9 protein-coding genes are annotated in these 12,568 nt (G+C 70.3%); 4 read left to right on the forward strand and 5 right to left on the reverse strand.

The genetic code is table 11. The features are described from left to right. The first annotated feature begins 152 nt into the window (after positions 1 to 152). Positions 153 to 1,175, forward strand: coding sequence for a phosphotransferase family protein (locus tag WME75_RS17140; RefSeq protein WP_437492093.1), 1,023 nt, complete (start codon positions 153 to 155; stop codon positions 1,173 to 1,175). Here the strand turns inward: WME75_RS17140 and WME75_RS17145 are convergent. Further along, complete coding sequence (locus tag WME75_RS17145; protein WP_437492095.1) at positions 1,144 to 1,791, reverse strand: histidine phosphatase family protein; 648 nt, start codon at positions 1,789 to 1,791, stop codon at positions 1,144 to 1,146. The genes WME75_RS17140 and WME75_RS17145 overlap by 32 nt on opposite strands. Positions 1,792 to 2,052: 261 nt before the next feature. Next, positions 2,053 to 2,955, reverse strand: a complete 903-nt coding sequence (locus WME75_RS17150; protein WP_437492097.1) for a LysR family transcriptional regulator — start codon at positions 2,953 to 2,955, stop codon at positions 2,053 to 2,055. A gap of 180 nt (positions 2,956 to 3,135) precedes the next feature. On the opposite strand from WME75_RS17150, the gene WME75_RS17155 reads away from it, so the two are divergent. Next, positions 3,136 to 3,681 (forward strand): hypothetical protein, encoded by a 546-nt coding sequence (locus WME75_RS17155; protein ID WP_437492099.1) that lies wholly within the window; start codon positions 3,136 to 3,138, stop codon positions 3,679 to 3,681. After that, positions 3,678 to 5,168, forward strand: coding sequence for an MFS transporter (locus WME75_RS17160; RefSeq protein WP_437492101.1), 1,491 nt, complete (start codon positions 3,678 to 3,680; stop codon positions 5,166 to 5,168). Before WME75_RS17155 ends, WME75_RS17160 begins: the two co-directional genes overlap by 4 nt. A gap of 35 nt (positions 5,169 to 5,203) precedes the next feature. On the opposite strand, the gene WME75_RS17165 is transcribed toward WME75_RS17160, so the two are convergent. After that, a complete protein-coding gene (locus WME75_RS17165) occupies positions 5,204 to 6,559 on the reverse strand; it encodes a PQQ-dependent sugar dehydrogenase (RefSeq protein ID WP_437492103.1) in 1,356 nt (451 codons plus the stop codon). 409 nt (positions 6,560 to 6,968) lie between these two features. On the opposite strand from WME75_RS17165, the gene WME75_RS17170 reads away from it, so the two are divergent. Continuing rightward, positions 6,969 to 9,287 carry a nitric-oxide reductase large subunit gene (locus WME75_RS17170; RefSeq protein ID WP_437492105.1) on the forward strand — a complete coding sequence of 773 codons (2,319 nt, stop codon included), beginning with the start codon at positions 6,969 to 6,971 and terminating at the stop codon, positions 9,285 to 9,287. 110 nt (positions 9,288 to 9,397) lie between these two features. Here the strand turns inward: WME75_RS17170 and WME75_RS17175 are convergent, their stop codons facing one another. Beyond that, positions 9,398 to 10,960, reverse strand: a complete 1,563-nt coding sequence (locus tag WME75_RS17175) for a hypothetical protein (RefSeq protein WP_437492107.1) — start codon at positions 10,958 to 10,960, stop codon at positions 9,398 to 9,400. A gap of 525 nt (positions 10,961 to 11,485) precedes the next feature. Beyond that, positions 11,486 to 12,331 carry a glycoside hydrolase family 11 protein gene (locus WME75_RS17180; protein WP_437492109.1) on the reverse strand — a complete coding sequence of 282 codons (846 nt, stop codon included), beginning with the start codon at positions 12,329 to 12,331 and terminating at the stop codon, positions 11,486 to 11,488. Positions 12,332 to 12,568 lie beyond the last annotated feature (237 nt).

Consider the following 12,568-nt stretch of genomic DNA (forward strand, 5'->3'; position numbering starts at 1 on the left):
CCAGGCAAACGAATCCAGCGCCAACGGCTGGGCGGGCCAGGTGCCTTGCCCGGCGCCGTCGGGCGCCGTCGCTCTCGCTCGCGGACCGGATTCGAGGCGCAGTGTGGATTGTGAGCTGGCCTCGGCGCATCGTCGGGTCCGGGAGGCGACGGATGACACGAGATGCCCTGGATCGCGCCGCGGTGACGGCCTTCCTCGTCGCGCGGCACGGCGACGCCGTGCGCGGCGCGGCCATCGAGATACGCCCGCTCCAGGGCGGGCTCTGCTCGGAGGTCGCGCTGGTCACCGCGCGGCTGCGCGGCGGCGCCGGGACGCGCCGGGTCGCGGTCGTCGCCAAGCTCGTGCACGGCGCGGCCGCGCGCGAGGCGGCCGTCTACCGGCGGCTCTCGAGGTCCGTCGCGCGGCGCTTCTCGCCCGAGCTGCTCGGCGCGCAGCGGCTCGGGCGCGGGCGCTGGCTGCTCTACCTCGAGCGGATCGAGCCGGCGCACGCCTGGCCCTGGACCGACAGCGGGCACACGGCCCGGGTGCTCGACCGGCTGGCGCGCCTCCACGGGGAGACGGCGCCGGGCGCCCCGCTGCCGGCGTGGGACTACGAGACCGAGAACCTGGCCGTGGCGCGGGGCACCCTCTCGCTGGCCGAGCGCCTGCCCCGCGGCGAGGTCCCCGCGCTCGCCCGGGCGCTGCCCGCGCTGCGGCGGGTCGTGGCGGCGCTGCCCGCGATGCGCCGCCAGCTCCTCGCGTTCCAGCCGCTCGGCCGCGCCGTGATCCACGGCGACGTGCACCCGGGCAACGTCATGGTTCGCCGGCGCGACGGCGTCGCCGAGCCGGTGCTGCTCGACTGGGCGCGCGCGCGGATCGGCTCGCCGCTCGAGGACGTGAGCTCGTGGCTCCAGGCCCTCGGCTACTGGGAGCCGGAGGCGCGGCGCCGCCACGATACGTTGCTCGCCGGCTACCTTTCGGCGCGCGGCCTCGCCCCCGCGCTGACCCGGCCGCTGCGCGACGCCTACTGGTTCGCGGCCGCGTCCAACGCGCTCGCCGGCGCGCTCGGGTACCACCTCGCGACGGCGAGCGGGGCGAGCGATCCCGGCGCAGCGCCGAGCGCGCGCGCGGCCGCCGCCCGGAACGCGGCGGACTGGCTGCGCGTCATCCGCCGGGCCGACGCGTGCTGGAGCTGACGTGCTCGCGGTCGTCGAAGCGCAGGAGCACGCCGCGCTCGCCCTGCCACGAGAGCGACGTGAGGCTGGCGTTTCCCGGCCGGAACGGCTCCCACCGCGCGGGAGGGACGCCGCGCAGCGCCCCGACGATCTGGCCGATGACGCCCGCGTGCGTGACCACGAGCACACGCTGCCCCGGGTGCGCCGCGGCGATCGCGCTGATCGCCGCGAGGCAGCGCGCGCGAAACTCGCGGTAGCTCTCCCCGCCGGGCCAGCGAAAGTCGTCGTCGTCCTGGCGCAGGTTGGCTTCCCAGAGCGCGGCGTGGCGCGCCTTGACCTCCTCGAGCGGCGCGCCGTCCACCTCGCCGCAGCAGATCTCGCGCAGGCCCTCGTGCGGGCGGACCGGGCCCCACGCGCCCGCCGCGATCCGCGCCGTCTCGAGCGCGCGGCTCAGCGGGCTTCCGTAGACGGCGTCGAACGCCGGGCCTCCGGCGAGGCGGCGGCCCAGCGCCGCGGCCTCCTCCCGCCCTCGCGCGTCGAGCGGCGTATCGGTCCACCCGCTCATCGGCGTCCCGGGACCACCGCGGTTGCCGGCGGTGCGACCGTGGCGCACGAGGATCAGGAGGCAGGGCTGCATGGCTCGAGGGGGAGCAGGGGCGCTCGGCCTGGAGGCTAGCGTGAGCCGCGGCCCGATCGAGCGCCGCGCGCGACGGGCTCATCCTGGCGCCGCGGCTGCTCGATCGGCGCGCTCGAGCGCGGGCCGGCGCGGGCGCGCTCGAGCCCACGTGCGCTTCTGTCCCGCTCGCTGCGCTGTTCATCGCGCTGTCACGGTGTTCCGCTCGGCCCCACCAGCGGTCTTCAGCGCGACGGAGAGCCCCGGCGCGCGGCCCAACGGCCTCTAACCAGCGCTCTCCGACGCGCAGACAGCGCGAAGGCATGCTCGCAACCAGCGGTGTGCCGGATCGGCGTCCATCCGGGGGTGCCACAGCATGGACACGGTGAACCCGATCGCAGGCACTGGAAGGCGGAAGCTGAACATCCCGTCGCGCATACTCGCTGTATGGCGATCTGGAACCGTGGCCACCAGATCGGAAGCCCGCGCCAGCGACAGCGCGGCTGAAAAGCCACCGACGATGGCTCCGACCTTCCGGATGAGGCCGGGGGGCAGGAACGGTCGCTCGACGGCGCCGTTTTCATGGCCGCTGCGCGAGACGATGACGTGGTGCGCCTGGGCATAGGCATTGGCGGTCAACTTGCCGTCGCTCAGAGGGTGCCCGGCTCGCGCGACACCGACCAGCCGATCATGGAACAAGGCTTGGCTGCGCACCTCCGGACCAAGGGACGCTTCAATGACGCCGGTCTCCAGATCGACCCGACCGTCGCGGAGGGGCGTGCTGTCCTTGTCAGGCTTCTGAAGGAAATGCAGGCGCACCCCCGGGGCCTCCTCGCCGATTCGTGCCAGGAGGTCAGGGCCGAAGTTTTCCACGAAGCCATCGCTGGTCCGCAGCGCGAAGGTCCGGACGAGCCCGGTCAGGTCAATCACTTGATCCGGGCGCAAGACGGCCTCAGCGTCCTCGACGAGCTGGTGAACCCGCTCACGCAAGGCCAGCGCTCGAGGCGTCAGGACCAGGCCGCGGCCCGCCCTGACGAGGAGCGGATCACCTGTCGTCTCTCGCAGGCGAGCCAACGCGCGGCTCATCGCCGAGGGGCTGAGCCGCAATCGTTGAGCGGCGCGCGCCACGCTCTCTTCTGCCAGGAGCACGTCGAGCGTGATGAGCAGGTTCAGGTCGGGGGCCGACATGCCCCGAAGATAGCATGAACCTTGAGCTTGACGGTTGACAGCGGCGAGATCGCGGGAGAGCCGAGATCATCGTCGCGGGTCCCATGGCGTCCAGCGCACGGACAACATGCACACGCCGCGCGTTCCGGTAGGTCATGCGGCCCTCTACCCTTCCGGGACGCTTCAACGAAGGGAACGACGATGACCAACACCGCTCTGCAGACATTCATCGACGGCACGAAGGCGGCCTGGGGGCCGCTGACGAGCGAGCTGGTCGCCGAGTGCCGCCAGCACCTGGAGACTCTTCTCAAGGCTTCGCCGTCAGAGGCGTGGCTCGCGGCGCTTCACCGGAGCGCGCCCACAAATGAGGAGCTGTATCGCGACCCCACCCATGGGTTCGTGCTCTTGGCGCACACCGAACACGCCGGCCTCTATCGGCCACCCCACGACCACGGCAGAGGGTGGGTGATCTATGCGATGCAGCAGGGCGAGATCGAGATGGGCACCTACGCGCGCGTGGAGGACCCGGACGGCCAGGTCCGGCTGGTGAAGCGGGGCTCGACCCTGGTGCGGGCCGGCCAGGTCCAGGTGTACCTCCCCGGCGACATTCACGACACGCGGTGCATGACGAGCTCGGCCCTGCTCTTCCGCTTCACGGAGCGAGACCTGAGGGTCGAGGACCGGCAAGAGCGCCGGGTCACCCGGTATGTCGAACGCAACGGCGTCTGGACCACGGCGGCAGCATGACCCGTCTCCTGGCCGAAGGGCGGGCCGCGACGGCCCCCCTGGACCGATCCACGCCGCAGCAGGCCCACGCCGACGCCGGGCTGCCATCGCCGCGACGCGCCCTCGCGATCGCCGCTGTGTTGAGCGCCATGAGCCTGGTGGTGCTCGACGCGGGCATGGCCAACGTCGCCTTGCCGACGATGGCCCGCGCGCTGAACGCCACACCGTCCCTGGCGGTCCTCGTCATCACCGCGTACCAGACCGCGCTCGTCATGGCGCTTCTGCCCTGCGCAGCCCTCGGCGAACGGCTCGGCTATCGCCGGGTGTTTGTCTGGGGTGTCGCCCTGTTCACGGCGGCGTCCGCGCTGTGCGCCCTGTCGCCCTCGCTGCCTTGGCTCGTTGCCGCCCGGTTCGTCCAGGGCCTTGGCGGCGCCGCCGTGATGGCGCTGGGGGTCGCCCTCTTGCGGTTGTCCGTTCCTCCGGAGCAGCTCGGCGCCGCCATCGGCTGGAACGCGCTGACGGTCGCGCTCTCGTCGGCCGCGAGCCCCGCCCTCGGCGCCCTGATCCTGGCGGCGATGGGCTGGCCTTGGCTCTTCCTGGTGAACCTCCCCGTGGGCGCGACGGCGCTGCTGGCCGCGCGCGCGCTTCCGGCGGTCGCCGGAACGGGGCAGCGGATCGACGGGCGCAGCGTCGCGCTGAACGGCGTCGCCTTTGCGCTGCTCGTCCTCGGAGCGGAGCTCTTGCCGACACGGCCGCTCGCGGCCGGCCTGCTGCTCGCGATGGCGGCGCTCGCCCTGATGGGGCTGGTTCGTCGGGAGATGCCGAAGGCCACCCCGATGATCCCGCTCGACCTGCTGCGCGGCAGATCGTTCCGGATCTCGGTGATCGCTTCGGTGTGCTGTTTCACGGGCCAAACGGCGGGCCTTGTGGCGCTTCCCTTCTACCTGCAACACCAGCTCGGGCAGACGCCGCTCGTGGCCGGGATCTACATGACGCCCTGGCCGCTGACCGTCGCTGCGACAGCTGTCGTCGCCGGTCGCCTTGCGGACCGCGTACCGACGGCGTGGCTCTGTGCTGTCGGCGGCGCCTGCCTCGCCCTCGGCCTGGCGGCGACCGCCCTGTGGCCGCTGCAGGGCGACCCTCGGCTGCTCATCGCGTTCGCCAGCGTCTGCGGCCTGGGGTTCGGCCTCTTTCAGGTGCCGAACAACCGCAACATGTTCCTCTCCGCGCCACCGGAGCGGAGCGGCGCGGCGGGCGGCATGCAAGGCACCGCTCGTCTGACCGGTCAGACGGCAGGGGCGGTTCTCATGACCCTGCTCTTCACCACCACCTCCCTCGACGTAGCGCCTCGGGTCGGACTTGGGATCGGCGCCGTATTGGCCCTGACCGCCGGCATCGTGAGCGCTGCGCGAGGTCCGGCACGGGGAGCGCTGGCGCGAATACAAGGCCGTGGCACGCAAGTACGGGGAGCGGCGCGGCGCTCCTCGGCCGCCCCTCGACCGACGTGAGGCCCCGTGCTCGCCGGCCGCCTTGGTTCGTGGTCTCACTTGCCGTAGGCCACCCGCCACACGGTGTTGCTCTGGTCGTCGGTCACAAGCAGCGCGCCGTCCCTGGCCACCGCGACGCCGACCGGACGACCCCACACGTCGCCGGTGCTCGTGACGAAGCCGGTCATGAAGTCCTCGTAATAGCCGGCCGCCTTGCCGTCCTTGACCGGGATGCGGATCACCTTGTAGCCGGTGCGCCGCGAGCGGTTCCACGAGCCGTGCTCCGCGGCGAAGATGTGGCCCTGGTAGTCGGCCGGGAACTGCTGGCCCGTGTAGAAGCAGAGGTCGAGGGACGCCGAGTGCGACTGGATCAGCACGTCTGGCACGATGACCTTGTCCCTCAGCTCGGGGCGCTTGCCCTCGTGACGCGGATCCTGGTTCGGGCCGAGGTAGTACCAGGGCCACCCGTAGAAGCCGCCCTCTTGCACGCGCGTCACGTAATCGGGGACCAGGTTGTCGCCGAGCTCGTCGCGCTCGTTCACGCTGGTCCAGAGCGCGCCCGTCGCCGGCTCGATGGCCAGGCCGACCGGGTTGCGGAGGCCGGACGCATGGAGCGTCTCGTTCTTGCCGTCGGGCGTGAAGGCCAGGATGCAGGCGCGCCGGATCTCGTCCTCGTCGTCGTCGACGTTGGAGCGGGATCCCACCGACACGAACATTCGCTGGCTGTCCTTGCTGAAGGCGATATCGCGGGTCCAGTGGCCCCCGCCGCCCACCGCTTCCTTGCCCGAGGGGATGTTGGTGACCAGCGGCTCGGCCGGGCCGCTGGCCTTTGTGTCGCCCGCCTTGTAAGGGAACCGCACAACGCTGTCGGTGTTCGCGATGTACACGTGCGTCGGCGCATCGGCGCCGGCCGGATAGAAGGCGATGCCGAAGGGGCGGTTGAGATCCTCGGCAAAGGCGCTGCGGACGTCGGCCTTGCCATCGCCGTCCGTGTCCCGAAGCACCGTCACCCGATCCGCCTTGCTCTCGGCCACGAACACGTCGCCGTTCGGCGCCACCTGCACGACGCGGGGCTCCTCCAGACCCGTGGCGAGCTCGGTCACGGTGAATCCCGACGGGACTTTGGGGAACACACCGGCTGGACGATCTGCCTTGCTTGGCCTGTTGACCACCGACTCCTCCTCGTTGGGCGGGGGCAGAGCGGCGACGGTGATCTTGCGCTTCACGCCCGGCGCGTCCGTGGTCCAGTCGCCCAGCGCGTCGGCGCCGGTGAGGATCCTGTCGGTGGGCGCTGGCTGCGGCGTGACCTCGGCGCGCTTGGGCGAGCACGAGGCCAGCGCGCCCGCGCCGATCAGGAGCACCTGAGCCACCCCACGCCGGGCCCACCGGCGGTCTGATCTTCGGTTGTCCATGGACTCTGGTTGCCATTCGGCTCCTCCGCTGTCCACCGCTCCCTTCCACCGATGAGCCCGCCCATCATGGCGCGGTCGCGTCCGACGCGAGCAGCTCGTCGAACGGATCCGGAAGGTCGGTGTCCAGCGGGGAGCGCACCGGGCGCCTCGGCATGGCAGAGGAGGTCGCGCCGCGGGTGCGCCCTGGCGCAAAGCGTGCGCCCCAGCGCCTCCGGCGTGAGCCCGTTGTGAATTCTACAACGTCGACGTGTTGCTAAAAGCGCAACATTGGCCACCTGGATGCACGAGACGAAGGGCCGCACCGGAGCGGCACGCCGCATGCTTCATGGCCCGGCATCACGACCGGAGCCCCGAGCCGCGCCGCGGAGGCGCGGGCGCGCGCCTGGCTCACGCGAACAACGAGGTCGATATGCATAGCCTACGACGACTCTGGCTGGCGCTCGCCGCCGTCATCACCGCTGGATTCTTGATCCTCGGCTTCATGGGCCGGGAGGTATACCGAAAGGCCCCGCCGATCCCCGAGATCGTGCGGACCTCGACAGGCAGGGTGCTGCTCACGAAGGACAATATCCTCGATGGGCAGCTGGTCTATCAGAGCATCGGCGGCCAGCAGGTCGGCAGCGTCTGGGGGCACGGCGCCTACCAGGCGCCCGACTGGTCGGCCGACTGGCTCCATCGCGAGGCCGAGGCGCTGCTGTCGATCTGGAGCCAGCGAGAGCACGGCGCGCCGTTCGCGGCGCTGCCCGACGAGGCGCAGGCCGCGCTCAAGGCGCGGCTCCAGAAGACGATGCGCCACAACGGGGTCGACCCGGCGACCGGGGTGCTCACGATCTCGGACGATCGCGCCCTGGCGATCGAGGAGACGGCGGCGCACTACCGCGCGCTGTTCGGCGACGAGCCGGCCCTCACGGGCCTGCGCGAGAGCTACGCGCTGCACACCGGCGCGGTCCCCGACGCGGGTCGGCGCGACAAGCTGACGGCGTTCTTCTTCTGGACCGCGTGGTCCTGCGCCGCGGAGCGCCCCGGCACCGGCGCCAGCTACACGAACAACTGGCCTCACGAGCCGCTCATCGGCAACGTCCCCACGACCGCCAACGTCATCTGGTCGATCGTGAGCATCGTCCTGCTGCTCGCCGGGATCGGCGCCCTCGTGTGGTATCACGCGTTCCGCCGCAGCGAGGAGCCGGCCGCCCCCGCGCCGGAGCGCGATCCGCTGGGCGGGTGGGAGCTCACCCCGTCGATGCGCGCCGTCGGCAAGTACTGCGTCGTCGTGGTCGCCCTGCTCGTGCTCCAGGTCGCGCTCGGCGCGCTGACCGCGCACTACACGGTCGAGGGACACGAGGTCTTCGGCCTGCCGGTCGCGGACTACCTCCCGTATGCGGTCACGCGCACCTGGCACGTCCAGCTCGGCGTCTTCTGGATCGCGACGGCCTTCCTCGCGTCGGGGCTCTTCCTCGCGCCGGCCGTGGGCGGGCGCGAGCCGAAAGGGCAGCGGCTCGGCGTCAACGTCCTCTTCGGGGCGCTCGTCTTCGTCGTCTTCGGCTCGCTCGCCGGAGAGTGGCTGGCGGTCAAGCAGCACTTCGCCCTCGAGATGTCCTTCTGGTTCGGCCACCAGGGGTACGAGTACGTCGACCTCGGCCGCGCCTTCCAGATCGCCCTCTTCGGCGGCCTCATCCTCTGGCTCTTCCTGATGCTGCGCGCGCTCTGGCCCGCCCTCGCGCGGCGCGACATGAGCCGGCACATCGTGATGCTCTTCACCGGCGCGACCGTGGCGATCGGGCTGTTCTACGGCGTGGGCCTGTTCTACGGCGCGAAGACCCACCTCTCGGTCATGGAGTACTGGCGCTGGTGGGTCGTGCACCTCTGGGTCGAGGGGTTCATGGAGGTCTTCGCCACCGCCGCCATCGCCTTCCTGTTCACGCGGTTCGGCCTCGTGCGGCCCGACAGCGCGGCGCGCGCCGCGATCCTGTCCACCTGCATCTTCCTCATCTCGGGCATCCCCGGCACCTTCCACCACCTCTACTTCAGCGGCACGCCGGTCTCGGTGATGGCCGTCGGCGCGAGCTTCAGCGCCCTGGAGGTCGTGCCGCTCGTCCTCGTGGGGATGGAGGCGCACGAGACGTGGCAGATGCAGCACCGGAGCGCGTGGATGCAGGCTTATCGCTGGCCCATCCAGTTCTTCGTCGCGGTCGCGTTCTGGAACTTCGTGGGAGCTGGCGTGTTCGGATTCCTCATCAACCCGCCGCTCGCCCTCTATTACATGCAGGGCCTGAACACGACGCCCGTGCACGCGCACGCCGCCCTCTTCGGCGTCTACGGGCTGCTCTCGCTCGGCCTCGTGCTCGTGATGCTCCGCCGCCTGCGCCCTGACGCGGTGTGGAGCGACGCGCGGCTCCGGCTGGCGTTCTGGGGGATGAACGGCGGGCTCGCCCTCATGATCGCCCTGAGCCTCCTGCCGATCGGGCTCGCGCAGGCGTGGGCCAGCGTCGACCGCGGCCTGTGGTATGCGCGGAGCGCCGACTTCCTCCAGCAGCCGGTGATCGAGGCGCTGCGCTGGATGCGGCTCGTCGGAGACACCCTGTTCATCGTCGGCGTCATGGCCTTCGTGGGGTTCGTCGCGGGGCTCTGGACCCGGCGGCCGGCGGGGGCCGCCTCGGCGCGGCCCGCGGCGGCCGGCGAGGCGGCGGCGATGGCCGCTCCGGCGGCGAGCCGCGCGCCGGCGACCTGAGCCCCCCTCATCCGTCGCGGGCGCCCGTCTCGCAGCTGCGCGAGGTGCCACCCACGGGCCGCTCCTGAGCAGGGGCGAGCGGGCCGTGGGTGAGGCGGATCGGGGCGAGTCTACCGCTCCGTCGGCGCGGGCGCGCCGTCCTGGATCCACTTGCGAAGGGTCGCGAGCTCGGTGCTCGTCAGGGTCGGCTTGCCGTCCGCGGACTGGGGCATGACGCCCGTGAGGCAGCTGGCGCCGCCGGAGGGCCTGCATCCGGCATTTGCAGCCGTCCCTGCGGCCTTGAGGTAGAGCCAGCTCTGGTCCGGATTTCCCGGCACCACGAGCCTGAACTGCCCGCCGGACTTGGATGCCTGATTGACGAGGCCCGCGACGATGTCCGCCGAGCTGACGTCGCCGCCGAGCGACAGGCCTGCTTGTGGGCCGGTCGATTGCGCACCGTGGCAACCGCTGCACTTGTTGACGTCGCTCTCGAGGATCGGGCGGACCGTGGTGTGGAACGCGCCGGACTCCGTGGGGAGGGGATCGACCGGATCCGGCTTCAGCTCAGGATTGATGACCTGAGCGATCGCGTCCATCTCGTAGCACTGGGCCGCCACCGCGTCCTTCAGCTTCTGGTCGGTGGGCGACATGCCCTTGGCGACACGGTACTTCTCCCAGACGTTGTCGATCCAGCCGTGCAGCTTCCAGAACATGTAGTTGTCGATGTTCGTGAACTGGTTGCCGAGGCCGTGGTCGGCGTTGTTGCTGCGAACCCATTTGAAATGGAGATCCCCATGCAGGCCGCTGGCCGACACACTTGCACCGGGGATGGCTTGACCGGCGAAGCACTGGAGCCACATACCGAACGCACCTTCGTCCGGGAAGCGGCTCAGGTTCTCCGGCTTGTCGATCTCGTCGGCGATCTTCGCATTGGCGAGCGTCGTGGCGCTCCAGGGCCTGAAGTCCGCTCTCCACTGCTGGGGCAGCTCCTCCGCCGTCGTGGGGAACTTCTTGAAACCCTCGAACTGCTCGGAGTGCTTCGGCCAGAGCTGCTTCAACGACTGGATCATGTGCCGATGCATGGCGAGGAACTGGAAGCCATCGCCCGTCGTCTTGCACTCCTGGTCCGACGGAACCGGGACCGCCGAGTTGCAGATATCGACCCTGCTCATCCCACCGCCGAACCCGCCGCCGCCGCAGCGCCGGATGCTGTGCCACTCGAAATGGGCGGCTTGCCATTCGTTCTGCTCCATCCAGGCGATGACCTCCGGCTGAACCGTGAGATCGATCTGGCCGTTCTTGCTGAACTCCGCCGCCCCGTCGCTCATCGTCGCGTCGCTGGGGTGGGGATCGAAGCCGACCAGGCAATGATCCGTCGAGTGTGCGCCGCCCGCTCCGCTCGAGCCTCCGCTGCCGGCGGCATCTCCGGTGGACGAGGAGGCCGTGGCCGCGGTGGAGTTGGAGTTGGAGGTGGACGCGTCGCCGCCGCTGGCGACCGAAGAAGGTGTGCCGCTCGCTCCCCCTGCTCCCTGGGTGCCCCCGCCTCCGGCTCCAGCGGTGCCCCCGGGGTCGGGATCTTCGCCGCTACAGGCTCCCAGCAGGAGGGCTGTAACGCAGGAGAGCAAACCGAGCGTGCGCCGCGAACTCTTGCCGAAGGACACGGTGGACAGGCCTGCCTGATCGTTGATTCGCATGGTGCTCCTAGTGACCGCTGGATGCCGGGTGCACGCTCCCGCGCAGCCGCTGGGCGAGACGCCAGATGGGGCCTCGGTCAACAGCTGGTTGCATTGCAGAGCAAGAGGCTTCCGGGCGGATAAGCGGGTGGAAAATTCGTTACGAAGAGATCGTCGCCGTCTCTTGGATGAGCCGAGGAGAAAGGAAGAGCAAAGCCATTCGAGCATGTCAAGGGCGAATCGCCACGCTCACCTCGAGTGACAGATGTTTCCTTGCGTGATCCGCCTCCTTCGTAAAAAGGTGACGCTGTGTCCACAACCTATCGATGCATCGAAAGGGCCGCCTTCACTCCATAGCCCGCGGGTCGCCGGTGCCGCCGGTCGTGCCGCCGCTCGACACAAGCCGCCTGACACCGTGACCCGCCACCTGAGATTCCGGGAGAGCGCCGTTCAACTGTCCTGGGCGCCGTGGATTCAGCGCCCTCCCGGCCCGTGAACGTTCACATCTCCAAGTCGCTGGGCGAGACGGTGCTCACGGCCCAGCGCTCATTGAATCGAGACCTTCACGTCGGCGCTACCGCTGCTCTGATATCCCTCCACGACCAGCGAGACCTCATAGAACTTCCCCAGGGTCAGTCCCTGGCGTCCCCATGCGTCGAAGTGGTTGGCGACGGTGATGGTTCCGCTCGTGCGCTTGTCCTTCCGGACGCTCCAGAACTGATAGAACGTCGCGGTGCCTTCGATGGAAGGCTGGTTGACTCGCTGGGTCTTGTAGATGTCGTAGGTGCCTCCGTCGCTCTCGACGGTGCCCACGAGCCCTTCGCCGCCCGGGGGACGCCAGTTGCCCCAGCTATCGATGATGTAATACTCGATGAGCGGGCTCGTCGTCCACCCATAGACGCCCAGGTAGGAGTTGCCGTTCGGCCGATAGTCGGCCTCGTACGTGACGATATGGTCCTTGCCGCCCGGCCTCACGCCCTTGCGGCCCAGCAGGTTGTTGATGTTGCTCCACTCCACGCTGAAGCCATCAGCCGTGTTGGTCAGGCACCCGTCCCCGCGGTCCTTCCAGTACTCATAGGTGAGTCCGCAATGGGTGCCGATGTCATCACTGCAGACCTGCTTGTTGGCCTCCGTGCACGCGACAGGTGTGCCGCCGGTCGTGCTTGAGCTCGCGGGTCCGTCCGAGCCCCCGGTCCCGCCCGCGCCCGGGCCCGCGCCCGCGCCTGCGCCTGCGCCTGCGCCCCCGGCCCCGCCCGCGCCCGGGCCCGCGCCCCCGGTCCCGCTCGTTGTCGTGGCGCCCGTGGTCGTGGCGCCCGTGGTCGCGGCGCCCGTGGTCGCGCTGGTCGACCCACCCGAGCTAGCCGCACCGCCGGTGCCGCTACTCGTGCTCACGCCACCCGTGGTCGCGCCGCTCGTCCCAGCCGAGCTGCTGCCACCCGATCCGGCCTCGTCAGACGAATCGTCAGATCCCGCGCAACCCACGGCAACGATCCCGAAGACAAGAGCGTAAATTTGTAGTGAAGCTGGACGCACGTTTCCTCCTTGGCTAGGTAACTAGATTCCCGGCAACCGACTTATTGATCACGGATGGCACCAGCGTTCAATGGCCACGTGACCCGGAGGGGCGTT

The sequence above is a fragment of the Sorangium sp. So ce1014 genome, from assembly GCF_051521505.1.
Classification (GTDB): Bacteria; Myxococcota_A; Polyangia; order Polyangiales; family Polyangiaceae; genus Sorangium.